23 protein-coding genes and 1 tRNA gene are annotated in these 25,805 nt (G+C 58.7%); 15 read left to right on the top strand and 9 right to left on the bottom strand.

Features of this window, described 5'->3' with window-relative positions; genetic code table 11:
- Positions 1–2: 2 nt before the first annotated feature.
- Positions 3–1,100, bottom strand: coding sequence for a phosphoribosylformylglycinamidine cyclo-ligase (purM, locus tag GVI59_RS00290; protein ID WP_173572322.1), 1,098 nt, complete (start codon positions 1,098–1,100; stop codon positions 3–5).
- Positions 1,101–1,288: 188 nt separating this feature from the next.
- Here purM and GVI59_RS00295 point away from each other — a divergent pair, with 188 nt between their 5' ends.
- From GVI59_RS00295 to mltG, 4 genes are all read left to right on the top strand, one after another.
- Complete coding sequence (locus tag GVI59_RS00295; protein WP_242012844.1) at positions 1,289–1,966, top strand: P-loop NTPase family protein; 678 nt, start codon at positions 1,289–1,291, stop codon at positions 1,964–1,966.
- Positions 1,967–2,298: 332 nt separating this feature from the next.
- The gene (locus GVI59_RS00300) at positions 2,299–4,440 is read left to right on the top strand and encodes an RNA degradosome polyphosphate kinase (protein WP_408736590.1); all 2,142 of its coding nucleotides are present in this window, start codon (positions 2,299–2,301) and stop codon (positions 4,438–4,440) included.
- Between the two features lie 71 nt (positions 4,441–4,511).
- Positions 4,512–5,390, top strand: coding sequence for an aldose 1-epimerase family protein (locus GVI59_RS00305; RefSeq protein ID WP_408736588.1), 879 nt, complete (start codon positions 4,512–4,514; stop codon positions 5,388–5,390).
- A gap of 3 nt (positions 5,391–5,393) precedes the next feature.
- Positions 5,394–6,446 carry an endolytic transglycosylase MltG gene (gene mltG, locus GVI59_RS00310; RefSeq protein ID WP_338422041.1) on the top strand — a complete coding sequence of 351 codons (1,053 nt, stop codon included), beginning with the start codon at positions 5,394–5,396 and terminating at the stop codon, positions 6,444–6,446.
- Between the two features lie 83 nt (positions 6,447–6,529).
- Here the strand turns inward: mltG and GVI59_RS00315 are convergent, their stop codons facing one another.
- Both GVI59_RS00315 and GVI59_RS00320 read right to left on the bottom strand, forming a co-directional pair.
- On the bottom strand, positions 6,530–7,408 hold the full coding sequence (locus tag GVI59_RS00315; RefSeq protein WP_173572325.1) for a lipid-binding SYLF domain-containing protein: 879 nt from the start codon (positions 7,406–7,408) through the stop codon (positions 6,530–6,532).
- A 113-nt stretch (positions 7,409–7,521) separates the two neighbouring features.
- Positions 7,522–8,463: a hypothetical protein gene (locus GVI59_RS00320; protein ID WP_242012845.1), complete on the bottom strand. Its 942-nt coding sequence runs from the start codon at positions 8,461–8,463 to the stop codon at positions 7,522–7,524.
- 97 nt (positions 8,464–8,560) lie between these two features.
- Between GVI59_RS00320 and GVI59_RS00325 the strand changes: the two genes are divergently transcribed.
- Entirely contained in the window at positions 8,561–9,538 is a 978-nt protein-coding gene (locus tag GVI59_RS00325; RefSeq protein WP_173572326.1) for a bile acid:sodium symporter family protein, read from the top strand.
- Here GVI59_RS00325 and GVI59_RS00330 read toward each other — a convergent pair.
- The 5 genes from GVI59_RS00330 to GVI59_RS00350 form a co-directional block, all read right to left on the bottom strand.
- Positions 9,526–10,242, bottom strand: coding sequence for a DsbA family oxidoreductase (locus GVI59_RS00330; protein ID WP_173572327.1), 717 nt, complete (start codon positions 10,240–10,242; stop codon positions 9,526–9,528). The genes GVI59_RS00325 and GVI59_RS00330 overlap by 13 nt on opposite strands.
- A 128-nt stretch (positions 10,243–10,370) precedes the next feature.
- A complete protein-coding gene (locus GVI59_RS00335) occupies positions 10,371–11,192 on the bottom strand; it encodes a type II secretion system protein GspK (protein ID WP_338422042.1) in 822 nt (273 codons plus the stop codon).
- A gap of 80 nt (positions 11,193–11,272) precedes the next feature.
- Positions 11,273–11,926, bottom strand: coding sequence for a type II secretion system protein GspM (gene gspM, locus GVI59_RS00340; protein WP_173572328.1), 654 nt, complete (start codon positions 11,924–11,926; stop codon positions 11,273–11,275).
- A gap of 7 nt (positions 11,927–11,933) precedes the next feature.
- Positions 11,934–12,932: a PilN domain-containing protein gene (locus GVI59_RS00345; protein ID WP_242012846.1), complete on the bottom strand. Its 999-nt coding sequence runs from the start codon at positions 12,930–12,932 to the stop codon at positions 11,934–11,936.
- Between the two features lie 221 nt (positions 12,933–13,153).
- Positions 13,154–13,948 (bottom strand): prepilin peptidase, encoded by a 795-nt coding sequence (locus GVI59_RS00350; protein ID WP_242012847.1) that lies wholly within the window; start codon positions 13,946–13,948, stop codon positions 13,154–13,156.
- A 96-nt stretch (positions 13,949–14,044) separates the two neighbouring features.
- Here GVI59_RS00350 and GVI59_RS00355 point away from each other — a divergent pair, with 96 nt between their 5' ends.
- The 8 genes from GVI59_RS00355 (at position 14,045) to GVI59_RS00390 (ending at position 22,499) form a co-directional block, all read left to right on the top strand.
- Positions 14,045–15,736 (top strand): GspE/PulE family protein, encoded by a 1,692-nt coding sequence (locus GVI59_RS00355; protein ID WP_173572330.1) that lies wholly within the window; start codon positions 14,045–14,047, stop codon positions 15,734–15,736.
- A complete protein-coding gene (locus GVI59_RS00360; RefSeq protein ID WP_173572331.1) occupies positions 15,733–16,992 on the top strand; it encodes a type II secretion system F family protein in 1,260 nt (419 codons plus the stop codon). Before GVI59_RS00355 ends, GVI59_RS00360 begins: the two co-directional genes overlap by 4 nt.
- A complete protein-coding gene (locus GVI59_RS00365; protein WP_173572332.1) occupies positions 16,976–17,446 on the top strand; it encodes a type II secretion system protein in 471 nt (156 codons plus the stop codon). Before GVI59_RS00360 ends, GVI59_RS00365 begins: the two co-directional genes overlap by 17 nt.
- Before the next feature lie 4 nt (positions 17,447–17,450).
- Positions 17,451–17,849 (top strand): type II secretion system protein, encoded by a 399-nt coding sequence (locus GVI59_RS00370; RefSeq protein WP_242012848.1) that lies wholly within the window; start codon positions 17,451–17,453, stop codon positions 17,847–17,849.
- Positions 17,846–18,433 carry a prepilin-type N-terminal cleavage/methylation domain-containing protein gene (locus GVI59_RS00375; protein ID WP_173572334.1) on the top strand — a complete coding sequence of 196 codons (588 nt, stop codon included), beginning with the start codon at positions 17,846–17,848 and terminating at the stop codon, positions 18,431–18,433. The genes GVI59_RS00370 and GVI59_RS00375 overlap by 4 nt, the downstream gene beginning before the upstream one ends.
- Positions 18,434–18,618: 185 nt before the next feature.
- Positions 18,619–19,128, top strand: a complete 510-nt coding sequence (locus GVI59_RS00380; protein ID WP_173572335.1) for a hypothetical protein — start codon at positions 18,619–18,621, stop codon at positions 19,126–19,128.
- Between the two features lie 148 nt (positions 19,129–19,276).
- Positions 19,277–21,169, top strand: coding sequence for a phospholipase C (locus GVI59_RS00385; RefSeq protein ID WP_173572710.1), 1,893 nt, complete (start codon positions 19,277–19,279; stop codon positions 21,167–21,169).
- On the top strand, positions 21,162–22,499 hold the full coding sequence (locus GVI59_RS00390) for a cytochrome-c peroxidase (protein WP_173572336.1): 1,338 nt from the start codon (positions 21,162–21,164) through the stop codon (positions 22,497–22,499). Before GVI59_RS00385 ends, GVI59_RS00390 begins: the two co-directional genes overlap by 8 nt.
- Positions 22,500–23,343: 844 nt before the next feature.
- Here GVI59_RS00390 and GVI59_RS00395 read toward each other — a convergent pair.
- Positions 23,344–23,417: transfer RNA gene (locus tag GVI59_RS00395), tRNA-Gln, on the bottom strand.
- A 194-nt stretch (positions 23,418–23,611) separates the two neighbouring features.
- On the opposite strand from GVI59_RS00395, the gene GVI59_RS00400 reads away from it, so the two are divergent.
- Positions 23,612–24,907, top strand: a complete 1,296-nt coding sequence (locus GVI59_RS00400; RefSeq protein WP_242012849.1) for a Ppx/GppA phosphatase family protein — start codon at positions 23,612–23,614, stop codon at positions 24,905–24,907.
- Positions 24,846–25,772 (top strand): RlmE family RNA methyltransferase, encoded by a 927-nt coding sequence (locus GVI59_RS00405; RefSeq protein ID WP_338422051.1) that lies wholly within the window; start codon positions 24,846–24,848, stop codon positions 25,770–25,772. The genes GVI59_RS00400 and GVI59_RS00405 overlap by 62 nt, the downstream gene beginning before the upstream one ends.
- Positions 25,773–25,805 lie beyond the last annotated feature (33 nt).

A 25,805-nucleotide genomic window follows, 5' to 3' on the forward strand; every position in this document is an offset into this window, starting at 1 on the left:
CCTCAGGACCAGGAAAAGTCCGGGGAGACAGCCATCTCCAGTGTGGGAGCGGGGTTTGCGTCAGCAGCGGCTTCGACCTGTCCGAGGACGATCGGTGTTTCACCCATCCTGCTCAGACGTTCCATGACGACATCCGGCTTCGACGTGATCAGCACCATACCGATACCGCAGTTGAACACGCGCAGCATTTCCTCGGTGGCGACGTTGCCGGTTTTCGCCAGCCAGCCGAAGACCGGGGCAGGGGCCCACGGACCGTCGATCACGGCTTTCACGCCGTTGGGCAGCACGCGCGGCAGGTTGCCGGGCAGGCCGCCGCCGGTGATGTGGGCCGCGCCGCTCAGCAGGCCCTCGCGATGCAGGTCGAGAACCTGCGACACGTAGAGTTTCGTCGGCGTCATCAACGCCTGTGCGAGTGTCTGGCCCGGTGCGAATGGGGCTGCGTCGTCAAGTTTCAGACCGGCAGCGGACAGGATGCGACGTACCAGCGAGAAGCCGTTGGAATGCACGCCGCTGGAGACGAGGCCGATCAGGGCGTCACCGGCACGGATCTCGCCCGGCAGCAGCTTGCCGCGTTCGGCGGCGCCGACGGAGAAGCCGGCGAGATCATAATGACCGGGCGCATACATGCCGGGCATTTCCGCGGTCTCGCCGCCGACAAGGGCGCAGCCGGACAGGCGGCAGCCTTCGGCAATGCCTTTCACAACCTTGGCGGCGTCTTCGACAGCCAGCTTGCCGGTGGCGAAATAGTCGAGAAAGAACAGCGGTTCCGCGCCCTGAACAACGAGGTCGTTGACGCACATGGCGACCAGATCGATGCCGACCGTGTCATGCAGGCCGCTGTCGATGGCGAGGTTCAGCTTGGTGCCCACGCCGTCCGTGCAGGAGACGAGGACCGGATCGGTGAAACCGGCGGCCTTGAGGTCGAACAGTGCGCCGAAGCCGCCCAGTCCGCCCATGACGCCCGTGCGGGTCGTGGCCTTGGCGGCAGGCTTGATCGCCTCGACAAGGGCGTCGCCTGCTTCGATGTCCACTCCGGCCTCGCGATAGGTGAGACCCCTGGAAGAAGCGCTCTGTGAGGTTTCCGGGGTAGATGCGTTCATGGCGTCGGCTCGTTCTGGGCTGTGGGATGGTCTCGACAGGTGAGGGTCGAACATCCGGGACGTTTACGGTATCAGGTTTATGAGCACTCTTTAAGGCAGGCGGGGCGGCGCGCATAGCGGTGACGGAACAGGTTTATGATCCAGAACGCCCCGGTCAGCCCGGTTTGGGCGAAAAAAGGCCGGAGCAGATGCGTCAGCTACCGCTGCCGTTCGGGCATAAGCGCCGTTTTGACGAGACGGGATTCGTGTCCGGGCGTTCGAATGCGGCGGCGCGGACGTGGCTGTTTGCAACCGATGCGGAAAAAAACTGGTCGGAGAACCGGCTGGCTCTCTGGGGCGGTCAGGGACGTGGCAAGACGCATCTGCTGCGGGTGTGGGCGCAGCGCAACGATGCGATGATCGTGGATGCGGCCCAGGGGCTGCCCGATATTGCGACATTGCTGGAGCGCGCACCTCACGCGCTGGCGCTTGATGCGCTGCCTGAGCAGGGGCTGGACGAACTGGCGCTGCTACGGATCATCAACACTTCCCGCGAGCGCCGGATGCCGCTTCTCATGGTGGCGCGCACGCCGCCGAGCCTGTGGACGGTCACGCTGCCTGATCTGTGCAGTCGTTTGCGGGCGACGATGACCGTGGAGGTCGGACCTGCGGAGGATGTGCTGCTTCACCGGCTGATGCTTCGTCTGCTGGCTGAGCGCCAGCTGGTTGTGCCCCGGCAGATCACGGACTGGCTGTTGCAGCGCCTGCCGCGGGAGGCTTCGGTGATAGAGGATGCGGTCAGTCGTATTGACGCGGTGACCCTTGCCTCGGGACAGCCTTTCGATCTGCGGGCGGCCACGCGTCTGCTGGCGGATCTGAGCGAGTGACGGACCGCACGAACTGACGGCCGGGAAATCTTCCCTGCATATGTTCTTAAATTGTCATATGACAAAAGAATGAAGGGCTCATACCATTTGGCCCGCATAAAATAACACGCAGACAGTTATTGCGCTGAATCACAGTCGCACAGGAGAGCACTTTGTCGGAGCATGAGGGAAACAGAACGCGAGGAGTGGGCCGTCGCGTGAAGGGAACCCGTGCGCCTGCGTCCGCCAGATCGCAGGGCACTCGTCGGAAAACCGCAACAGCCGCCAAGGCGCAGACAGGCACAGCGGTTGCGCGCAGCCGGACGCGGAAGGCTGCGCCTGCGCCGGTTGAAATCACCACTACATCTCCTGATCGTTTCATCAATCGCGAACTGTCATGGCTCGCCTTCAACCAGCGTGTGGTTGAGGAAGCTGACAACCCGCGCAACCCCCTGCTGGAGCGTCTGCGCTTTCTCTCCATCAGCGCCAGCAATCTCGACGAGTTCTACTCCGTGCGTGTCGCCGGTCTGGTGGGGCAGGTGCGGGAAGGGCTGGTTTCGCTTTCCCCCGACGGGCTGACGCCCTCCCTTCAGTTAGCGGCGGTGCGGGAGCGCTGTGTGCAGCTTTTCCGCGAGCAGCAGCGTATCTGGGTTCATCTGCGGGATCTTCTGGCCGAAGCGGACGTGACGCTGTGCGGTCTGGAACAGCTCGACGATGACGACCGTCTCTGGCTGTCAGATTTTTTCATGGACCGGGTCTTTCCGGTCCTCACGCCGCTGGCTGTCGATCCCGCGCATCCGCTGCCGTTCATTCCAAACATGGGGCTTGCGCTCGGTCTGAGCCTTGTGTCCGAGGAAACCGGCGCGTTCGTCATGAATGGCCTGATCCTGCTGCCCGCGCAGGTGGACCGTTTCATCCGGTTGCCTTCGCTGCCGGGCAAGCCGCCATCCGTGCGGTTCGTGCTGCTGGAAGACCTGATCAAGCTGTGCATTGATCGGCTCTATCCGGGGCTGGCGGTCGTGGAAAGCGGTACGGTGCGCGTGATCCGTGACACCGATGTCGAGTTCGAGGATGAGGCGGAAGACCTTGTCCGTTCCTATGAAACGGCGCTGAAACAGCGTCGTCGGGGCGTGGTGATCCATGTTGACATGCAGGAAAGCGTGCCGCGTGGTCTTGTCGATGCGATTGTCGATGAGCTTGATCTGCCGCCGGAAGAGGTCTCCGTTCATTCCGGCATGATCGGTGTGGTCGATCTGAAGCAGATGATCGTGGATGACCGCCCCGACCTTCTGTTCCCTCCCTACACGCCGCGTTTTCCGGAGCGGATTGTCGATTACGCTGGCGACTGCTTCGCCGCCATCCGCGCCAAGGATCTGATCGTTCATCATCCGTTCGAGAGTTTCGACGTGGTGGTGCAGTTCCTGCGTCAGGCGGCGCTTGATCCGAACGTGATCGCCATCAAGCAGACGCTGTATCGCACGTCTCGGGACAGCCCGATCGTCAAGGCGCTGATCGAGGCGGCCGAGGCGGGCAAGTCCGTAACCGCGATGGTGGAACTGCGGGCCCGGTTTGACGAGGAAGCGAACATCCGCCTCTCCCGCGCGCTTGAGGCTGCGGGCGTGCAGGTGGTGTTCGGTTTCTCGGACCTCAAGACCCATGCCAAGCTGAGCCTTGTCGTGCGCAGGGAAGGCGGGACCGTCCGTTCCTACGCCCACTTCGGGACGGGCAACTATCACCCGATCACGGCCAAGATTTACACGGATCTTTCTTTCTTCACCTGCAATCCTGAGCTGGTGCGTGATTCGGCGCGTCTGTTCAATTATGTCACCGGCTACGCCAGACCGGCGAAAATGGAGGCAATCGCCTTCTCGCCCCTGACCTGTCGCAAGACATTGAATCACCTGATTGACGAAGAGATCGAGCATGTCCGTCAGGGGCGTCCGGGGCATATCTGGCTGAAGATGAACGCGCTGGTTGATCCGAAGCTGATCGACAAGCTGTACGAGGCGTCCTGCGCCGGTGTGAAAATCATGGGTGTCGTGCGCGGCATGTGCTGCCTGCGGCCGGGCGTGCCGGGCCTGTCGGAGAACATCCGTATCAAGTCGATTGTCGGGCGTTTCCTTGAACATGCGCGTATCTATGCGTTCGGAAACGGCCATCGTCTGCCTTCGCGGTCCGCCAAGGTGTTCATCTCCTCGGCTGACTGGATGACACGCAACATGGACTGGCGTGTGGAAAGTCTGGTGCCGATCACCAATCCGACGGTCCATGCGCAGGTGCTGGATCAGATCATGGTGACCGACCTCAAGGACAACCTGAATTCCTGGATTCTGGAGAAGACAGGGGTCTGGCGTCGTCTTGATCCGGGCAGCAAGCCGTTCTCTGCGCATGAATGGTTCATGACCCATCCGTCCCTGTCGGGCAGAGGGTCGGCGGCGACGCAGATCACCGGGCGTTCGGCCCAGCCTCCACGGGACCGGCTGGCTGACGACTGAGGCTGTTGTCCTTTTTTGCGAAGCTCCGGAAATCTTTCTATAAAAAGGGAAAGATTTTCGGAGATGCCCAGATGAACACTGACCGGTTTGTGTTCGGTGATGAAAAACTCACAGCGACAGTGTCTGCTCAGGGAGCCGAACTGGTTTCCCTGACGCTACCAGATGGCGCTGATGTGCTCTGGAACGCTGGCCCGGCATGGCGGCGGCACTCGCCTGTGCTGTTTCCGATTGTGGGGCGTCTTCCTGATGACCGGGCGACCATCGACGGCAAGTCGTATCGCATGACGCAGCATGGCTTTGCCCGCGACTGCCTCTTTCGGTGGGTCGAGCAGAAGCCTGACAGTTGCACCCTGTCGCTGGAAGCGGACGATCAGACGCTGGCCGTCTTTCCGTTCCGGTTTCGTCTGTGGCTGACCTATCAGATCAGCGATGGAAAACTGACGGTTCTCTATACTGTACGCAACATGGAAGAGGGCAGGGAGCTTCCCTTTTCACTGGGAGCGCATCCTGCCTTTCGCTGGCCTCTGGATAAAGGCGGAAAGCGCGAAGACTATCGTCTGACTTTTGAAGAACCTGAGCCTGAACCCATCCGTCGTCTTGAAGGCGGTCTGCTCGATCCCGCGCCTCGTCCGACGCCTGTCGAAGGGACTGAGCTGTCTCTTCGGGACGATCTGTTTGTCGAGGACGCGATCATCTTCGACCGGATCAGAAGCCGTTCCGTGACGTTCGGGCGTCCGGGCGGGCTGGCTCTGCGTGTGTCATGGCATGGATTTCCCGAGCTGGGCGTCTGGACCAAACCGGGTGCTGAGTTTCTGTGTATCGAGCCATGGCAGGGATACGCCACACCACATGGCTTCAAGGGGGAGTTCCGCGACAAGCCGGGCGTGGTGACTGTTCAGCCCGGTCGGGAATGGTCGGCGTCGTGGTCGGTGAGCGCCGTTCAGAGCTGAACCGTGGCGGCTCAAAAGAAAAAACGGGCTGCTCCTGCGAAGAAGCGTCGTTCCTGGCTGCGGGTTGGCGCTGGAGTGTTGGCGGCTGTCATATTGACAGGTGGGGCGGTCGCAGGATCCGGATGGTGGCGCTATACCGCGCCCGGTCCGCTGCCTGCGCCGACCGCACTGGATATTCCCCACGGCGGATATGCCAGCACGATTACGGCTCTACAGCTGGGACACGCGCTGTCCGCGAATGGGATTGATGACTATGTTTTTCGCGCCGCCATCGCGCTGACCCGGCATGAAGGGCAGCTCCATGCGGCGGAACTGATGTTTCCGGCCCATGCTTCCATGCGGGATGTGCTGTCCGTGTTGCGTCATGGGAAGCCGGTGCTGCATCAGTTGACCATTCCGGAAGGGCTGACCGCCAGCCAGATTACGGCGCTCGTTCAGGCGGCTCCTTTTCTGAAGGGGAGTGTCGCGGGTTTAGGCGAGGGCGAGGCTCTTCCGGAGACATACAGCTATCTACGTGATTCAGATCGTGCCGCGCTTGTCGCCAGAATGAAGCAGGCCATGCAGCGACAGGTCGAGACCGTCTGGAAAGGTCGCGATCCGTCGATCGGTCTCTCTGATCCTGCGCAACTGGTGACGCTTGCTTCCATGGTGGAGAAGGAGACTGGTTTGCCGGAAGAGCGGCCTCGTATCGCGCGGGTCTTTCTGAATCGTCTCAGCAGGGGCATGAAGCTTCAGTCTGATCCGACGACTGTCTATGCGCTGAATGGTGGCGCGGGACCGTTGGGACGCCCTCTGGTCCATTCAGATCTGGCGATCCAGAGTCCCTATAATACATACGTGAATACGGGATTGCCGCCGGGACCGATCTGCTCGCCAGGGCTTGCGGCATTGCAGGCCGTGGCGCACCCGGCTCCGGGCGACGAACTGTATTTTGTGGCGACAGGCTCAGGCGGCAGTCACTTTGCGTCGTCGCTTGACGAGCATAACCGGAATGTTTCGGCGTTTCGTAACAGGCCGCAGGACAGGCAGCCTGCGGAACCGGCTCATTCACCATAAGGCGCTGGCCGATTGCTGCCTCAAAACTCAAAAGTGGTTCGTGGACTCAACGCCATGGGAGCCTCGAACCACTTTTGACGGCTTTAATAGCCCTTTGACTGGGATTTCACCGGAGCGAGGGACTGGCTCTGGATACCGCTACCGCTGTTGACCACAGGCGCGCTGTTATACGGGGTGAGTTGCGCGTCACCCGTGGCAGTGGTGTCTGTGGAGGAAGAACTGCTGCCGACGGTCGGATTGGCAGTGGTCGCCGCCGTGGCTGCGCTGTTGTAACGGGTCAGGATGGCCCGCAGCGGGTCGGCTCCAGCGTTGTTCACCCGCATGGAGATCACAATCTCGGTCGGTCCGACAATCTGGTTATAGTAGGCGCGGTTTGCGTCACTATCGACTGTCAGCTTGGCGCCACTGAGCGCGACGCCAGCAAACAGACCTTCCGACTTCTGCAGCGCCATGATGTCGGTGTTGGAACGTCCTGCGGTGCCGCTTTCAATGCCGCTGCCCATTGACGCAAAGGAAGCCGCCGCATTGGCGCCGAACTGGAACTGACTATCAAGCAGCGCCTGCAGTCCCCGGTCGCTCATCACGAAGAACATCATCTCCGAGGACTGAACGCCAAACTGGAAGCCGATGGACCCTGAGCCAAACCTGTAGAAAGCCGGGTCGGACCATGAGCCGCGGGCGTCGCGGGAAAGAAGCAGACACCCACCTCCGGAACCGCCGATGCCCACCGACATGCGGAAGATGGAAGGACAGACCATCACGGCCCGTGCCTGTCCCAGATAGCGATAGACGCGATCCGTGGTTTTTGCGCCCGTGAAAATATCCTGAACCGCCAGAGTGGCCTTGTCGACCAGCGTCTGCTCGGTGCTGCTGTCGGCGGCATGACCGACGGTGGAAAGGCCAAGGATCCCCACCATCACAGTGGAAGAAAGAAAAAGCCGGGTCAGGCGGCGAGCCCGCATAGGATATCTCCTGTCACGAGGACGGTGGCGAACAGAATCGCCGGAATATATGGCTCAAGCATGGCGAAGGATGCGACCCCATGCAATTTGCCGGGTGCGCAACGCTCTTATCTCTATCTGAGAGGAAGAGGAACACCGTTCACGGTCAGGATTCCGCCTTCCCAGTTCGTGTCCCATGTATTGCTGTCACCACTCTTGTGGCTGACAATCCGGGCCAGCACCAGAGCGGCGGCAATCTTTGTCTGGGAATCCTGTTGCGCCTTCTGGATGAGGGTGCCGATGTCCCTGATTTCCAGATGGCCGCTTGCCGAAGCGCTCTCATGTTCACCGGTCAGGGTGGCGCGTCCGTTGCCGGAAAGTTCGACCGTATCCCGTTTGGCTGACAGGGACTGAATGGTGACATGCACGGCGGGAAGCTGGGTGGACTTGCCGGCCGTGGCGGCCATCAGGCTGGCCAGTTCATTGGTGGGGAGAGAGAAGGACGCCTGTGCGGAGGACGGGATCAGGGAGGTTGCGGAGGTGCCGCTGGTGGCGACGCCACTGAAAGTCAGGGCGGCTGTGGCGTTGCTTCCCGTGCCGCTGATGGCCAGTCCGGCGCCGGCCATGGACACATGCAGGGCGCCCCGTTTCACCGTGGCGGAAGTCCACGCCAGCTTGAGCGCATGGCCCGCGGCGAGGCTGGCCTGAGCCACCTTGCCCTCGGTCTCCAGCCATTGTGAGCAGGCGGCATTGTGATGGCCTGTCAGGGCTGCCAGCAGCAACACGGAAGAGGCGTCCGCCACATCGCCTGCGGAGCCGGTCGTGCCTGTCAGAGTCTGGCCTGCGGCGGTCAGTGTGCCGCTATCACCCGGAAACGTCACTGTAATGTGACTGAAGGCGGCATGATCTTCACCACTGCCCGCGTTTTCATGATGGATCGTGGCGCATCCGGCAGGAACGCTGGCGGCAAGCGCTGGTGCGGCGCCCCAGAGTGCGGCGGTAAATCCAAGAGCGGAGGCCGTCATCTGCCAGAGAGAGTGGCGGCGGAGAAGGGAGTGAGTGGATAAGTGCTTCATGTGATCTTAAAAGTGGCGCAAGTGATCCGTATGCGCAATCTGTGCCTGCGCTGTAACACCTGAATCTTTCTATCTTTTCACATTGGAAGACCATCCGATGCCGTTCAAGCTGGATCCCTTTCTTGTCAGCCTGCTGGCGACGCTCGGCATTGCGACCGTCGCTCCCGCCCAAGGAGCCGCCGTTCCCTTCTTCAAGGATCTGGCGATCGCGCTGATTGCGTTGATGTTCTTCCTTCAGGGCGCAAGGCTCTCCCGCACGGCGGTCCTCAGCGGTCTGACGGCCTGGAAACTGCATCTCACGATTCTTGCCTGCACGTTTGTCCTGTTTCCGGTGCTGGGTCTCACGCTTCATGCGCTTGCTCCGGGCCTGCTGCATCCTGATGTGTGGACCGGCGTGCTGTTTCTGTGCTGCCTGCCTTCCACCGTGCAGTCCTCGATCGCCTTCACTTCCATCGGCAAGGGCAATGTTCCCGCCGCAGTCTGTTCGGCGACGGCTTCCAATATTCTCGGCATATTCATAACGCCGCTGCTGGTCGGGCTTATTCTCGCCAAGGAAGGTTCAAAATCAGGGGGGGCGCTGGACATCGTGTTTCAGCTGTTGCTGCCGTTCATACTCGGTCAGCTGCTTCAGCCGTGGATCGGCGACTGGGCGCGGCGGCACAAGAAGCTGCTCTCCTTCTCGGATCGCGGCTCAATTCTCGTGGTGGTCTATTCGGCGTTCAGTGAGGCTATCGTGCAGGGGCTCTGGCATACCCTGCCGCTTTCGCAGCTTGGCCTGATCGCGCTTGTGGACAGCGTTCTGCTGGCTTTTGTGCTGATCTTCACGATGGTCGGGAGCCGTCTGCTTGGGTATCCCCGCGCTGATGAGGTTGCGATCGTATTCTGCGGCTCCAAGAAGACACTGGCGTCCGGCGTGCCGATGGCGAATGTCCTGTTTCCCGCCTCAAGCGTTGGCCTCGTGGTGCTGCCGCTGATGCTGTACCATCAGATTCAGCTTTTCGTCTGCGCCATACTGGCCCAACGCTTTGCCCGCGAGGCGCAGAGCGAAGAGGATGCCGGTCTTCAGGCCCGCTGAGAGAACGACGACATGCGTGGAGCGCCGAATCGGAGATCTTCGTGGCGGCCGCTGACCCACATCGCTGCATCCATGAGTCTGTTCAGGGCAGGGGCGTCATGGACGCCTGTCAGGGCGAGGCCTTCGATAATAAAGGATGGCACGCCGTTGATACCCGCTTTCTGGGCCTGAATCTGTCCGGCGGTCACCGTGCCGACAAGGGTCTGGCCGCTGAGAAAATGAAGCGCCAGATCATGATCGAAGCCCTGACGCGATGCGATTTCCGCCAGCACACCCGGATTGCCGATGTCATCGCCGTTCTGGAAAAAGGCTTCGAAAATGGCGAGAACGAGTGAGTTGCAGTCACCCCGGGCGGAGGCCCATTCGATCAGGCGGTGCGCATTCATCGTGTTGGGAACATGATGAATGCGATCGAAGTGAATGGAGCAGTCGAATTCATGCGCCTGCATTTCGATCAGACGTAAAAGCCGGTCCGCCCGTTCCCTGCTGCCGTGTCGGGATTCCAGATAGTCGTTAAAGTCTATTCCATCGTTCTGCGGCGTCGGATTAAGTAGAAAAGGTCGCCATATGTAGTGTGTTTCAATGTCCAGACGCTGCCTGAAAACACCGATCAGCCGTCGGATGCCCATGCAGCACCAGGGGCAGACGAAATCGAAGACGATTTCGACGCTCATCCTTGGTCGTGAAGGGGCGAGCATGTTCATGGCGTTATCCTAGGGACAGGATCATGGACTTGCACCCTGTTTCGTAGAGCGGTTACATTTTTTGTATGAGATTTTCTGCGATATGCAGCCGATTTTCACGTCCGGCTGCATAAGGCGCTTTAGCGGGTCTAACGTGTAACCGTCTCCCAACGCACGACTTTCCAGGGCACCGGCCGCGCTTCCGGCATCAGGATCACCTCCGCATGGCGGTTCATGCGGGCCATTTTTCTTGAAGCCACCGCATCCACCATAATCAGCGCTTCTTCTTCGAGGCCGGTGTCGTCCGGCTTCTGATCCGCTCCCATGGAAACGCCGGAGTGGAGCATCGCCTGTCTGACGACGGGATCATGGCTTGTCTGATCAGGAAGGTGAAGCTGTGCAAAAGAAAGATGCGGTTTGATGCGGGAAAGGATGGCGGGCGTCATACCCGGCACGGCCTGAAGATCCTCAAAGGTATGAAAAGGCTGCCCTGAAGATGTGCAGGCAGCCTGACCGGGTGTGGTTGATTCGCCTTTATAGCCGGGCATGCGCCAGGCCATGATGCTGGCGGCCAGAAAATTGGCCTGATCGCTCGAAATGCCTGAAATCGTCAGTAGTGATGACAGAAGCGTCTGACCGGCGACGTTCGGGTTGATGTGGTCGTTATCGGCATGGCTGCTGACGCTGACTGTGATCTCGCCATCGTCCGGGCCGGAGCGCCATGCCGGACGTGGTGGAGACTGTCCTGTGCTGATCGAAAACAGCTCCGTCGTGATCGCTGCATCCGCCGTGGTCTCCATCTGTGCTTTCTGGAGTGTGGATGCCTTCAGACGGAGGCCGGACTTTCCAAGCACAAGCGCCTGAGCGCCGATCAGCGAGAGAAAGCCGAGCGTCCACAGCACCAGCAGGAGAGCAAAGCCATCCTCGTCACTGCGGCCGGGATGGGAAGGAATAGTGCGTTTCGTCTTCACGTCAGCGCTTCTATGTGGCGGCGACTGATGCAGCAGAACGGACCGCCATCATGAGGGCAGGAGCCCGTTGTCACAGACGTTCATGGCTGGCTCGTGGTGTCGGCCGTATTGGAACGACCGGCAGTGCTCTTTGCATCGGACCGGGAATCACGCAGGGCGAGAATGGTCAGAGAGGCGTCGATTGTCCGACCCTGAGTGGCTTCGTCGGCTGAGGATGTGCCTGCCGCCTGAACCTGAACATCATCGACCAGTAGATGGGGCGTCGTGCTGGCTGAAAGCGTGTCGAGAAGTCTGACCAGAGCGCTCCAGCTGGTGGTGAGAGAAATGCGTACGCCAAGATGTTCGAAAGGCCCGCTATGGACGATGGGCAGGGGTTCCATGCTGGTTGGTTCGACCTGCACGCCCCGTGCGGCGTCGTGCACGATTTCCTGCAGGCGGGCGAGCGCCGTTTCACGGGAGCTTTCGGCAAGCAGCGGAGAGTCCCCGTTGGCATTGTGCGCGGCCTGTTCGTAGCGCTCCTTCAGGGCGGGAATGTTGTCTACCAGCGCCTGTGTGTGGGCGAGGATATCCCTCTGATCCGCAATGCTCGCTTCTTCCCGTGAGTGGAAGCCCAGCAGTCCGGAGACAAGAGACCATGCGATCAGGACAAACAGGAATGTAATGGCGAGCGCCAGAAGCCGTCCGGGGCGTCCTTCCGGTAAATGGGCGGGAAGATGAGAGAGATTTACTGACACTGGCGTCTCAACCCGGCGCTTTGGCGTTGATGGTGAAGACGTCCATCTGCTTGTTCTCCGAGCGTGTGACCGGCCCGGAGAAGGCTGCGTCCGAGAACGCCGCGTCGTGCTCGAGAACGCCGATCAGTCTGGTTGCCTGCGCGGACTCTCCCTCCATGGTGACGTGACGTTCATGGATATGCATGGCGGTCAGAAAAGTCCCGTCCGGCAAGGCGTCTGTCAGTGTGCCGATAATATGCAGGGGGGAGCCGATGCGATGCTCCTCACGCGCCAGAGCGGCTGGCGCCGCCGTGAATGCTGTGATCCTCCGACGGATATCCTCGGCCTGCGTGCGTCCGTCACTCAGGGCGTTAATGGCGTGGTGCAGACGAAACAGGGTGATCTGCTGGGAGATAAACGGTGCCGCCACAAGGATTGCGGCACAGATGGCCAGCACACGCCCGATCGGATGGCTTTTTCGGGCTGTTTTTCCCAGCGGGATGGTGAGTGGCGCGTCAGAGGTCGTGTCCATGCTGACACAGGTTGGGCTGATGCCAGCCTGACTGAGTGTGTCCAACGCGGAGGAGACAAGAAAGCGGGGGACGACCAGCAGTCTGAAAATGATCTGCTCGCCGCGTTCGACGACCGGTTTGCGCTGGACGCTCCACAGGACATCGTCCTGTCGGAATGGCGTCAGTCGGTCGAGATCGTAACCGATGGTGCGGGCTGCGTTGCTGGCGGCGACACGCGGGAGAGGCACGTCACGCGAGAGAATGCCGCCCTGTGGCAGAACCAGTGCAATGTCCGGGCTGCGCGGCTGCGGCAGCCAGCCTGAACGGGGCGTCGGGAGTTCTTCACGGCAGGTGGCCACGTCGGCAGGATCGAGCGTTCCATCCGGACCGATCTCAAGCCGGATGGTCTTTCGGGGCTTGAGCGAGAGCGCTGCGGGAAGGATTTCCGTCATACGGTCGCGCCACCATCGGACGCACTCGTGCAACAGCCGCGAGGACGACGTCTGTCCCGTCATGAACGGCTCGGAGAAGCTGTGGTGTGGGGCGGAAGCACCTGGCGCAAGGATCCTGTTCGGGCGGCCGACGGAGAATGCGTGATGCCATACCATTGTCTTCCGAAAGGAGGACAGGGGCGGAGTGTTATAGATTTATGACACGTTAACGGGCGGTCTGGTTTTCATACTCCTGTCTCATGTAATCAGATTTCCTGACGCAGCCTGTTTTCGGGGTGCGCCGTTTATTGCGCTGTCAACGTCAGCCGCGCCAGCCATATGGCGGCTGCCAGACAGGGGCCGAAAGGAATCATGACCGTCATGCTGAAGCGTCGTGCGCGAAGAGTGGTTGCAAGCGCAATCACGATGCCGAACGCGGACGCCATCACCACCACGATCGGCAGGGCGGCCAGACCAACCCACGCACCGCCTGCCGCCAGCAGTTTCACGTCTCCGCCGCCCAGTCCTGAACGTCCACGAAGGGCGCGGTATCCGTACGCCACCAGCGCGAACAGGCCCCAGCCACAGGCGGCGGCGAGCGTGCGGTCCAGCAGACTGTCTGCGCCGCCATTCACAAATCCTTCCGCCAGACCGGCGAGCAACAGCGGCAATGTCAGGATATCCGGCAGCCTCATGCAGATGCGATCAATCCACGCGAGCGCCAGCAACATCCAGCCGAGCAAGCAGTCGGCCAACAGAAGCGGCAACGAGAAGTCAGCATCTGCCAGCGGAAACCCCTGCTCATGAACTGCCAGCAGGCGCGTGGCGATCACGCAGGCAGGAACGGCAAGCGCCGTGAGTTCGATCCTGAGATGATGCGGATCAATCCGGCTGCCGCAGCTCCGGCATTTCCCTTTCTGCAACAGGTAGGACAGGACCGGGATCATCTCATGCGGCTTCAGGACCGTCTGGCAGTCCTCGCAGTGCGAACGTCCCATCGCGAAGGATTCGCCGCGTGGGATACGCCGCACAAGCACGCCCAGAAAACTGCCGATAAAAGGCGCGATGGCAAAAGGGACGACGGGAGCGAGGGACATCATGGTGGCGCGACAGTGGCGAATTGCCCCCGGTTGAGCAACTCGTTTTGGACAGGCCGATGATGGGTGTCCTCCTGTCTGACACATCGAGGCGTCATCATGCAGGCTGAAGCGATGGATCTGGAAACAGCCCTTCTCGATCGGGGAGTCTGTGATGCCCGCGCTCTTGAGCGCTCTCGCATGGTTTCCGAGGAAACCGGACAGTCGCTGGCGCAGGTGCTGCTCCAGCTTGGCCTTGTCAGTGAAACCGATCTGTCGCGCACCTACGCCACCATGCTTGGCACGGAGGTGCTGGATACGGCGCGTATGGGCGCTATCGTCGAACCCGTGATGCCGCACCAGTTGGGGGGGCGGTTTTTGCGACAGGCCCGGGCTGTTCCGCTTTCCTGCGAGGGCAGAACCCTGCATCTGGTCATGGCGGACCCGCTGGATTCCTTCACCGCCGGGGCTGCCGCTCTGGCGACCGGGTGTCAGGTGGTGCGGGAAGTAGCGCGGTCAGCGGATATCGAAGCGACTCTCAATCGTCTCTATCCGGAAGGCGAAGAGGACGGAGAGGGCGACGGCGAACCTCTGGCTGATGAGGGGGAGGCCGCCGAGGACGATACAGACCGTCTGAAGGATCTCGCCAGTGAAGCGCCGATCATTCGTCTGGTGAACCAGATCATCTTCCGGGCCGTGGAGACCAGAGCGTCCGACATCCACATCGAGCCGTTCGAGGACCGTCTGCTGGTCCGTTACCGTTATGACGGCGTGCTGCATGAGGTGGATAGCCAGAGCCCGCGTCTGACGGCGGCGCTCATTTCCCGTATCAAGATCATGGCGCGGCTCGATATTGCGGAGCGTCGTCTGCCGCAGGACGGCCGTATCAAGCTGGCGGTGCGCGGGCATGAAGTGGATTTCCGTGTCTCGACGGTGCCGTCGCTGCATGGCGAAATTGCTGTGCTACGTGTGCTCGATCGCACGACCGTCAGCTTCGATTACAATCGCCTTGGCCTTGCTCCCGAAATTATCTCGTCTTTTCGCGAGGCGCTGGAAACACCGAATGGCATCGTTCTGGTGACGGGGCCGACCGGTTCGGGAAAGACCACGACGCTTTATACAGGTCTGGCCGGCCTCAATTCCTCCGAACGCAATGTGATGACGGTGGAAGACCCGATCGAGTACCAGCTCGCGGGGATCAATCAGCTTCAGATCCGGCCGTCCATCGGGCTGACCTTCGCCAGTTTCCTGCGCGCCATTCTGCGACAGGACCCGGATGTCATCATGGTCGGTGAAATCCGGGATATCGAGACAGCGCAGATCGCCGTGCAGGCGGCCCTGACCGGTCATCTGGTGCTTTCGACGCTGCATACGAACTCCGCCGCCGCCGCCGTCACCCGACTGCGGGACATGGGGCTGGAGGACTATCTTCTGACCGCCGTTCTGCGCGGGATTCTGGCCCAACGGCTCGTACGGCGGCTCTGTCAGGAGTGTCGCCGTCCGGAGGACGTGTCTCCGGAACTGGCGGCGCGATTGGGGCTGGATCAGCAGACGCGACATACCTTGTGGCATCCGGTCGGCTGCGCGCATTGCCGCCAGACGGGCTACAAGGGACGAAGCGCTGTCGCGGAATTCCTTCAGCCTTCGCGTGAGGTGACACGTCTGATTCTCTCCGGTGCGGATCATTCGGAAATCGAGCGTGCTGCTGTGGCGGAGGGCATGAAGACCATGTTCCATGCCGGTTTGCAGGCCGCCCTGAAGGGTGAGACGTCGCTTGAAGAAATCAGCCGTATCGTCGGGCATGACGAATGACGTCCACACTGGCTGACACAACAGGTCCGGAAGTCTGGCGTTATCAGGCGGTCAACGCGGAAGGTCATGTCGTCCATGGTGAGATGACGGCGAATTCGGAGACGCAGGTTACCAGCCGTCTGCGTCGTCAGAATCTGATGGTCATGAAGATCGCGCCAGCGACACGCGGCGGGGCGCTTGCGGGCGAGATTCTCTCGCTTCTCGGCCGCAAGAAAGATCTGCGCCTCAAATCCGGCGAAGTTGCGGATTTTACCCGCAAGCTGGCGACGATGCTGACGGCAGGTCTGGATCTTGACCGGGCCCTGCGTTTTCTTGGTGAAACGGCTGTTGGACCACGGAATGGACGGGTCATCGGGGCCTTGCGTGATCGTGTGCGTGACGGTGAAGCCTTCGCTGATGCGCTGGAAACCATGCCCGCGATTTTCTCGAAGCTCTATGTCGGGCTGGTGAGGGCCGGCGAGGCGGGCGGCGCCCTGGGAGATGCGCTGCTGCGGCTGTCGGATCTGCTGGAGCGTGAGCGCAAGCTGAAAGCGACCGTGCAGTCCGCAATGATCTATCCGGTTGTGCTGATTGTCGCGTCGGTTTTTTCCATCGCCCTGCTGCTGACCCATGTTCTGCCGCAGTTCGTGCCGCTGTTTGAGGAAAATGGCGCGTCCCTGCCTCTGGCGACAAAGATTGTGATTGCGGCTGGAGATTTTCTGACAGCGTGGGGCATGCTGCTGCTTGTGGCGGGCGTGGTGCTGGTTGCGTGTGTGCGGATTGCCCTGCGGAAACCTGCTGTCAGGCTGGCGACGGACAGGTTTCTGTTGCGGGTTCCGGTGATCGGGACGTTGCTGAGTGAGATCATGGCGGCGCAGTTCACCCGGACGCTCGGCACATTGATGCGCAACGGCGTGCCGCTGGTCGGTGCGCTTCGCATAACGGAAGGTGTCATCAGCAATTCTGCTGGTGCGCTCTGTCTGTCGGAAGCGACGCGGGATGTGCGGGAAGGACGCAGTCTCGCTTTTTCACTTGAGCGCACCAAAATCTTTCCTGAAACGATGACGCACTTTCTCAAGGTGGGTGAAGAGACCGCACAACTGGCTCCCATCGCCTTGCGCTCGGCCGATATTCATGAGGAAGCCAGTCGCGTCACCATCCAGCGTCTTCTCGCCATTCTTGTTCCTGCCATCACCATCATCATGGGTGTTCTGGTGGCGGGTATCGTGTCGGCGCTTCTCCTCGCCATGCTGAGCCTTAATGACCTCGCACACTGATGAAACATCCCGATCATCAGAGGCTGGTTTCACATTGCTTGAAATCATGGTGGTGCTGGTGATCGCGGGGCTGCTGATGGGCATGGCTCTGGAACGGGGACCGATGAAGAGCGACGCGCTCACCTTCGCCACCGCCCGGTCACGCGTGCTGGACAGTCTGTATGAAGCGCAGATGCTTTCCGAAACTACAGGCGATACCGTCATGCTGGAGGTGAATACGCCGACCTCCCAGATTGTCACCGTGCATGATCACATCCCGCAGGTGCGCCGGATTTCAGGGCCGGCAAGGATTCTGCTGCCAAAACCCAGCGGTGGTTTTCTTCAGCGTGGCGATTACCGTTTCACGGCGGATGGCGGCGTCTCCGGTCCCTCGCTCGTCGTGACGTTGGGAAAACATCTTTGTCTGATCAGGGTCAGTCCCGTCACGGGCCGTATTGAAGCCGATGAGGGCTGATCTGATGGGTTTGTCGAGACGGGAGGAAAAGGGCTTTACGCTGCTGGAGGTCATCATTGCCCTGATGATTTCCGGTTTTGCTCTGGCGGCGATGCTTGGATCGCTGGAGGCGGGGCTGGCGAGTGGCGGTCGCGCCCAGCGGGATCTTTACGCGACCTCGCTGGCCAGATCGCAGCTTGCGGGTGTGCTGTCCACGCTTTCCATGCGCCCGGGCTCACAAAGCTATGATCTGGAAGGGCATTATCATTCGGATGTCGAAATTCGTCAGATTGCGGATGCGCCCACCAAGGGCGGTGGTGACAGGGTCGGGCTGTTTTCCATTTCCGTACAGATTCATCAGGATGGAACCGGGCGATCTGTGACTCTGACAAGCAGGGCGGTGCGTCCATCGGTGCAGGAATGAAGGACGACGGCTTTACGCTTCTTGAAATCCTTGTTGTGACAGTGGTTTTCGGTCTGCTGTCGGTCGCCTTGTGGGAGGGGATTGGGGTCGGCACGCATGGGTGGGCCATGGCCGAGCATCGTCACGATGATGAAATGGACGGGCAGGGGATTGAGGACGCATTGCGGCGGCTGATTGAGCGGGCCGATATTCCGGACAATGGCGGAGCGGGCAGGTTTTCCGGTCTGGCCGACCGGTTACGCGTCATAGCGTGGCTTCCGGAGAAAAACGGCTATGAAAAGGAAGTCGAGGCGGCATTCGGGATGGATGCGCACCACGAACTTGTTGTGCGTTGGCAGCCCTATCGGCGGGCGAACTGCCCTGAGCAGGCGGAAGCTTTGCATGAAGAGATTCTGGCACGCGGCATAAGTGCGATCGATTTTTCCTATTATGGTCTGCAAGGTGGCCGTCATGTCTGGCAGCCGACCTGGAACAGCCCGTATCTGCCTCTTCTGGTCAGGATTCAGGTGCGTTTCCTTGCTCCGGGCAGGAGCTGGCCAACGATGATGATTCGCCCGTTGCTCAGTGGTGCGGAGGCGAGGTGAAATGGGGAGGGCAGCGTTCCTGGGGCGCAACGAAACGGTCATCATTTATTCATTGTTGTTTCTTTCGGCGCGCCGTTATGGGGCAGAAACAGTTGGTGGCGGAGCAGTTCCAGTCAGCCTGAGCAGCACAGGTCAGGTTGGAGAGTTTAACATCTCCTTCTTTTCTCTTTGAAAAAGGTTCTGTTGTGACGGTCAGATCAGGTCTGTCTTTGAAGGTGGCTGGAGGTGTCGCTCTGGTCTGGTTGATGTGTTGGCCAGCTTTTGCGCAACAGGCTGTCGAGGCTGACACCTCTGGATCTGCGTCTGCAGATTCCGGAGAAATCAGCGAAGACGTCAATAAAATTCTCGATCGTCCTCTTTTTGAGCCGGATCGACGGCGCAAAGGCGTTCCTCATGAAGAAAATGGTGAATTCCATCTTGTCGGCATTTCAGGTCATGCCGGTATGTGGAAAGCAATTTTCAAACCGGACAAGGGTGAGGGGAAAAGTGTCGTTCTGACCGGGAATGAAAAGGTGAACGACTGGACGATTGCGTCCATTGATCCTGCCGGGGTCAATCTTGCTCAGGGTGAGAAAACAAAGAGGATTTCAATCATGTTTTCAAAACGTGCAGTGCCTCCTGTTCCTGAAAAAGTTAAGGAGACAACGGCGCGCGTCATGAATGCGGGCGGTCCTGATTCGCATCTGACGTGGTGAAGTCTGCTTTGAAATACTGCAATTTGTTTCAGACGCGTGTCTTTCACAAAATGATAACACTACATGAAAAATCTTTCATTTACTTAACGCCCTGTTTCCACCACCCCAGCCGGGGCTGGTTGATCGGAGTGGTATTCAGATGATCCAGATTCCTTCGACAGCCGGTCATGCCGTGCGAAAAGAAAGGTTCCGTGACGTGTTTGTAAAGCGCACGCGGCTTGCACTCTCAACTCTGCTGTCCCTGTCCGTCTTTTCCCCAGTATCCGGCCACGCAAGTGACTGGAATATCTGGTCTGGCGGTCAGCAGCAGTCCAGTTCTTCCGGGAATACGTCCCAGACAAGAACCCCCATCAAGCATCTTGTTGTGATCTATCAGGAGAACGTCTCCTTCGATCATTATTTCGCAACATACCCCAAGGCTGCCAACCCGACCGGTGAGCCGAGCTTCCGCGCGCAACGCGGCACACCGGCGGTAAACAACCTGCAGACCAGCAACCTGCTGCAGCAGAACCCCAACACCAACACAGCCAATGGTACGGGTGCTGCGCTTCCTTTCCGTCTTGATCGCACACAGGCCAGCACGGCCGATCAGAACCATGCTTATACGGCCGAGCAGATGGCCTATAACAATGGCGCCATGGATCTGTTCCCGCTCTATACCGGTGCTGGTTCATCCGGTGGCGTCGGCGCTTTCGGCACCAAAGGTCAGGTTCTGGGTTATTACGACGGCAACACCGTCACCGCTTACTGGCGTTATGCCCAGCGCTTCTCAATGAGCGACAACGCTTTCACCGACACCTACGGTCCGTCGACACCGGGTGCGCTGGAAGTCGTGTCCGGTCAGACCAATGGTCTGAAGCTGATTGCGACCACGCAGAGCCCTTCCACAAAAGAGAAATCTTCCGCCTATATCTCTGACGGTCAGGGCGGCTGGACGATGATCAATGACATCGATCCAGGCTATGACGCCTGCTCATCCACGACCAATCAGGGCATGATGACGGGTCGTAACATTGGTGACCTGCTCAATGAGCGCGGCATCACCTGGGGCGGCTTCATGGGCGGTTTCGACCTGACCCTGAGCAACACGGACGGATCGACCGGCTGTAAGCGGACGACCTATTCCACCATCGTGTCCGAAAACGTTGCGGATTATATTCCGCATCACAACTGGTTCCAGTATTACGAGAGCACGTCGAACCCGACGCACGCCCGTCCGCACTCCGTCAAGTCGATCGGTTACACCTACATTCCGGGAACTTCCAAGAAAGATCCGGCCAACCACGAATACGACCTGAAGGACTTCTACAAGACCGCCAAAGCGGGCAATCTTCCGGCAGTTTCTTTCGTAAAACTGCCAGCCTATCAGGATGGTCACGCCGGTTATTCCGATCCGCTTGACGAGCAGGTTGGTGTGGTCGATGTGGTCAACCTCCTGCAGAAGCTGCCTGAGTGGAAAGACACAGCCATCCTGATCGCTTATGACGACTCAGACGGCTGGTATGATCACGCTTATGTCGCTCCGACACACGGTTCGTTTGACTCATCGGCTGACCAGCTGAACGGTGCAGGCGTCTGCGGTTCGGGCACAGCTCCGAAAGGTGTTGAAGGCAAAGCTGTCAACGGTCGTTGCGGACCGGGCACGCGCGTTCCTCTGATCGCAATCTCACCCTGGGCCAAGACCAACCATGTCAGCCATACTCTGGTGACACAGGCTTCCATCGTCCGTTTCATCGAAGACAACTGGCTTGGTGGCAAGCGCCTTGGTCAGGGTTCGTTTGATGCGACGGCAGGGAAGATCGACGATCTGTTTGACTTCAACGGTCGTTCGAACACGGATCAGCTGATCCTTGATCCGGATACTGGTGACATTCGTTCGGGACAGATCTCGGGCAATGGTCATAACGGTTCGTCTTCTCATGGTGACGACTCTCCGTTCGGTGGAAACAGCAACAACTCTTCCTCCAATCAGAGTTCGTCAAACAGCGGTCTTTCCGGCCTGCTGGCTGCAATCTGGTCGTTCCTGTCTCAGTATGTCTAATCTCTCCCGTTCGATGCAGCCCGTTCTGGGCTGCATCAGTTTGCTTACGCTCTTATGGGCGACACCTGTTCTGGCTCAGGCCGGAACAGGTTCCTGCCTTCCAGCGTCTGACGGCAGCAATCCCTGTCCTGTGGAGATGCTGAAGCCAAAAGTGCAGCCACTTTCGCAAATGGCTTTGATCGGCAAGCAGATATTCAATGATCCGCTTCTGTCCGGCTCAGGAAAGCTTTCCTGCGCTTCGTGCCATGAACCGACAAACCATTATGCCCCATCAGGAGATTCTCCGGTTTTTTCCGGTGGAATACAGCTGAACAAGCAGGGCAGGCGAGCGATCCCTACGCTGACCTATGCCGAACGGCGTCCGAATTTCAGTATTGGTCTGGATGATCCTACAAGCGAGGCGGCTCCCGCCATCGTCGCTAATGTAGGTGGTGCTGAGCGTGGCGGCAAAAGCGCCACCAACAACGCGGCATCCGCCGGAAACCTTGTACCGCAGGGTGGTCTTTTCTGGGATGGGCGTGCTGATACCCTGCAACAGCAGGTGCTTGGTCCTCTTTATGATCCCGCCGAAATGGCTTCTTCACCGCAGAAGGTGATCGAACGCATCAGTAACGCACCCTATACGGCCGATCTCAAGCAGTTGGCCGGTATCGCGGGTCAAGCCTCTCCTTCGTTCCTTCTGGCCGAAGCAATGTTTGCTCTGGCTCGTTATCAGATCGAAGATCCTGCGTTTCACCGTTATAACAGCAAGTTTGATGGCTGGCTTGAAGGCAAGGAAAACTTCACGCCGATCGAGCGTGCTGGCTATCTGGCATTCAATGATCCTCAAAAAGGAAATTGTGCGGCCTGCCATATCGATACAGTGTCAGGAAACCGCCTGCCGCCGGTTTTTACTGATCATCAGTATGAAGCGCTTGGCGCCCCACGAAACATGCAGATCACGATGAATCATGATCCTGCCTATTTTGATCTGGGTGTATGCGACCGTCAGCCGGATGGTCGGACAACCCTCAGTCTGTATTGCGGTATGTTTGCGACGCCGACTTTGCGGAATTCAGCAACCCGGCATGTGTTTTTCCATAATGGTGTCTTTCATTCCCTTGAGGAAGTGCTGAACTTCTATGCTTTGCGTGATCTGGAGCCTTCCAGGTTTTATCCGCGGGGCAAAAACAAGAAAGTTCAGAAATATAACGATATTCCAGATAAATATCGTCAGAACCTCGACACATTGGATGCGCCATTTGACCGTAAGGCTGGTGAGAAGCCTGCCATGACGGAAGATGAGCGAGCCGCGATTATAGCATTCCTGAAAACTTTAACGGACAGATAGTTTCTTTTGAATGCCACCATGTGTTGAGGAGCGTAATGCAACCCAGCAGGTGGGATGATGGGTGATGCAAATGGTAATGATGACCTTGCATGGATAGGGCTATCACCCAGAGGTAGTTAAAATGGAGCCGACGAATGTTGTGACTATTACTTCGTCTGCTTCAAGATTTTATGTAAATGTGGCGTTTTTTGCCGTCATGTAAGGTTTAGCGCTATTATCGCTTTCAGACATTTTTGATGTCACGGAGAAGAGCGCAGGAAATGGTAAAGCGATAATTGCACCAATAACTATCTTCAAAAAGAGTTTTAGCGTGCTAACCAACCGTAACACGTTGAGACGTTATTCTTTTCGCAGAGTGCGTATAGTTCTGCGCCATAAGATGGTGTCATGACAACAAAACACTTTTCACCACTCTCAGCGTCTTCTGTCTATTTTTTAAAACATTATTGTGTGCGTCATGATATTTTTTGCTACTGAAGGGCAGTGACGCTCATATAGTTTCGTAATGTCTGCATATTTTGCAAACGCTCTGCCTGTTCATACTTTCAGATCGAAGGAAGGTATCGCTCTTATTGAACAGACTCAGAAATTTTTTAGCTTCGATCCGGCCTCTGCTGGGCTGGCGATAGCATTCTGAAAACCTGTTCCAACCCTCTCTATGCTGTATCAGCCTCAGATAAGGGGGCATAGAACGCCAGAGTTTCGGTTCTTCAACGAATAGACTGACCACGAAAAGGATGGTGCTACGAAAGCGCCAGACTGGCTAAGCTGCTGCGGGCGAAAAACTTCAACCGTATCATGATTGGGAGAAGATTTTGGCCAGATATTTCAATGGAAAAATAAATGGCTGGGGGACCTGGATTCGAACCAGGGCTGACCGGGTCAGAGCCGGTAGTTCTACCGCTAAACTATCCCCCAGCAGGGATCAGAACTCAGTGTTGAAACCGTGTTCCGTCGGTGTGAGCGGGCTAATAACACCGCATTTTTCAGGACACAACCCCTTTTATGCATTTTATGAAATGTGACAAATTTTTTGCTTGCTCGACCGGCTTGTTTCCTGAAATAGTGTCTTAAATTTGCCTCAACTTTTATCACGAAAAAGGAACCAGACGATGGACCTGACAGGCGCCTGGCTCCGAAGCCAGAAGGCGCTCGGCACTTTTTCTCCAGCGCCTATTTTTCCTGCCCCGCCGAAAACTGACAGAACAAAAAGTGTTTCTGCCAGCGGACGGTCGGCTGGCGATCTGCAAAATCCGCTTGCGGGTGCGGCTTCCTCGGCTGCTGCATTGGCAACCTCTCTGGTGAAAGGAGGGGGAGGGCAGCGAGGCCACTCAGGAAGCTGGGAGCAAAGCAATTCCTGTGCCGCACTGGATCTCGGAACCAATAACTGCCGTCTCATGGTCGCCTCCCGCACGGATGGAGGCTTTCGTGTGCTCGACAGTTACAGCCGTATCGTCCGTCTGGGTGAAGGGTTGCAGTTGACAGGCGAGCTTAATACCGCCGCCATGGATCGTACGCTTGAGGCGCTGCATACATGCGTGGACAGGCTGGGGCGTCATCGCCCGATCCGTCTGCGGGCTGTGGCGACCGAAGCGTGTCGTCGCGCCCGCAATGGACAGGCTTTTGTTGAGCGCATCCGGCAGGAAACCGGTTTCGAATTCGAGATCATTTCCGGCAAGGAGGAAGCGGAGCTTGCTGTCGAAAGCTGTGCGGCTCTTCTTTTTGATCCAGTGCGGAGACGCTCGACTGATTTTACCAGAGACTCTCAGGAAGGGCACGAGTGGGGTCTGCTGCTTGATGTCGGGGGCGGCTCGACAGAAATAGCCTGGGTGCAACTGGATCAGGCCGCGCGTAAGCACACTCTTGTCGGCTATATCAGCCTGCCTATTGGTGTCATCACGCTCGCTGAACAGTTTCCTCACCGCCGTCCGGGAACATATCGGGCCATGCTGGAGATCGTCAGGGAGCAGCTTCAGGCATTTGAGGAGACACACGGGATCAGCCGTCATATTGCGGATGACCGAGTGCGTGTTGTGGGGACAAGCGGCACAGTCACAACACTCGCCAGTCTGGATCTGGATCTGCCGCGTTACATTCGGCAGGCGGTGGATGGGTATCGGCTCAAGCCGGAGAATGCGAAAAGAGCCATCGGGCGTCTGCATCGCATGGGCATGGAGGGGATGAGAGTTCATCCCTGCATCGGCTCCGAACGCGCCACCTATGTCATGCCCGGTTGTGCTATCTTTGAAGCCTTCCTTTCTCTCTGGTCCTCAAACGTCGTTGTGGCGGATCGGGGACTGCGTGACGGGCTGTTACTCCGTATGATGCGGGAGGAGAGTGGTCTGCATTACGGCCGGACCTGGCCGCATGCCTCGAATTCCGATGGACGTCAGGCTACACCTGACTGAAGTTTCAGCCGATCCAACCAGTAAAGTACAGTCAGACGTGACATCGAAAACTCCACCATCAGGCCCAGGCAGGCCTGCTTCCGCTCAGGCAACGCGAGTGCCTGGGCGTCGCGCCGTCAGGGTGACGGCCACTCCAGGCGGCAAGGGCAATGAATCTGACAGTCTGGCTGCCCGTTCGGTTCGCTCGAAAACTGTAACCCTGAAGAACACCAGGAAGAAAACAACAGCGCAGCAGCGCTGGCTGGCCCGTCAGCTCAATGATCCTTATGTGGCGGCTGCCCACAAGCAGGGATGGCGTTCCCGCGCCGCATTCAAGCTGATCGAAATTGACGACCGTTTTCATCTTATCAAGCCCGGTCAGCGCGTGGTGGATCTCGGCGCGGCGCCGGGCGGCTGGACGCAGGTGGCCGTGAAGCGTGGCGCTTCGCATGTGATCGGTGTCGATCTGCTGCCGGTCGATCCTGTTGCCGGTGCAGAAATTATTGAGGGTGATTTCACTGATCCTGAGCTTCCTGATCGTCTGATCGAGATGCTTGGTGGAAAAGCTGACCTCGTTCTTTCCGATATGGCCCCAAACACCACGGGGCATGCTCCGACCGATCACATGCGGATCATCGGTCTTGCGGAAGGGGCGCTGGATTTTGCGTTCGATGTTCTGGCGGAAGGCGGCGGTTTCATCGCCAAGGTCTTTCAGGGTGGTTCAGAGAAGCAGATGCTTGAACCGATGAAAAAACTTTTCGCTTCTGTGCGTCATGTCAAACCACCGGCAAGTCGCAAGGATTCCAGTGAACTGTATGTGGTGGCGACAGGTTTCCGTTCTGCACGGCTTGCGGAGGTCAGGGCTGAGCAAAACGAGCGACGCTGACACAGTTTGCAACCATTCCCCTTTTGTCCCGTT

It is taken from the genome of Acetobacter sicerae, from assembly GCF_011516765.1.
Classification (GTDB): domain Bacteria; phylum Pseudomonadota; class Alphaproteobacteria; order Acetobacterales; family Acetobacteraceae; genus Acetobacter; species Acetobacter sicerae.

Excerpts from the sequence above, each read along its gene's own strand:
- purM (WP_173572322.1), bottom strand. The coding sequence starts at position 1,100 with ATGAACGCATCTACCCCGGAAACCTCACAGAGCGCTTCTTCCAGGGGT.
- GVI59_RS00295 (WP_242012844.1), top strand. The coding sequence starts at position 1,289 with ATGCGTCAGCTACCGCTGCCGTTCGGGCATAAGCGCCGTTTTGACGAG.
- GVI59_RS00305 (WP_408736588.1), top strand. The coding sequence starts at position 4,512 with ATGAACACTGACCGGTTTGTGTTCGGTGATGAAAAACTCACAGCGACA.
- GVI59_RS00315 (WP_173572325.1), bottom strand. The coding sequence starts at position 7,408 with ATGCGGGCTCGCCGCCTGACCCGGCTTTTTCTTTCTTCCACTGTGATG.
- GVI59_RS00320 (WP_242012845.1), bottom strand. The coding sequence starts at position 8,463 with ATGAAGCACTTATCCACTCACTCCCTTCTCCGCCGCCACTCTCTCTGG.
- GVI59_RS00325 (WP_173572326.1), top strand. The coding sequence starts at position 8,561 with ATGCCGTTCAAGCTGGATCCCTTTCTTGTCAGCCTGCTGGCGACGCTC.
- GVI59_RS00330 (WP_173572327.1), bottom strand. The coding sequence starts at position 10,242 with ATGAACATGCTCGCCCCTTCACGACCAAGGATGAGCGTCGAAATCGTC.
- GVI59_RS00345 (WP_242012846.1), bottom strand. The coding sequence starts at position 12,932 with ATGACGGGACAGACGTCGTCCTCGCGGCTGTTGCACGAGTGCGTCCGA.
- GVI59_RS00350 (WP_242012847.1), bottom strand. The coding sequence starts at position 13,948 with ATGATGTCCCTCGCTCCCGTCGTCCCTTTTGCCATCGCGCCTTTTATC.
- GVI59_RS00355 (WP_173572330.1), top strand. The coding sequence starts at position 14,045 with ATGCAGGCTGAAGCGATGGATCTGGAAACAGCCCTTCTCGATCGGGGA.
- GVI59_RS00360 (WP_173572331.1), top strand. The coding sequence starts at position 15,733 with ATGACGTCCACACTGGCTGACACAACAGGTCCGGAAGTCTGGCGTTAT.
- GVI59_RS00365 (WP_173572332.1), top strand. The coding sequence starts at position 16,976 with ATGACCTCGCACACTGATGAAACATCCCGATCATCAGAGGCTGGTTTC.
- GVI59_RS00370 (WP_242012848.1), top strand. The coding sequence starts at position 17,451 with ATGGGTTTGTCGAGACGGGAGGAAAAGGGCTTTACGCTGCTGGAGGTC.
- GVI59_RS00375 (WP_173572334.1), top strand. The coding sequence starts at position 17,846 with ATGAAGGACGACGGCTTTACGCTTCTTGAAATCCTTGTTGTGACAGTG.
- GVI59_RS00390 (WP_173572336.1), top strand. The coding sequence starts at position 21,162 with ATGTCTAATCTCTCCCGTTCGATGCAGCCCGTTCTGGGCTGCATCAGT.
- GVI59_RS00400 (WP_242012849.1), top strand. The coding sequence starts at position 23,612 with ATGGACCTGACAGGCGCCTGGCTCCGAAGCCAGAAGGCGCTCGGCACT.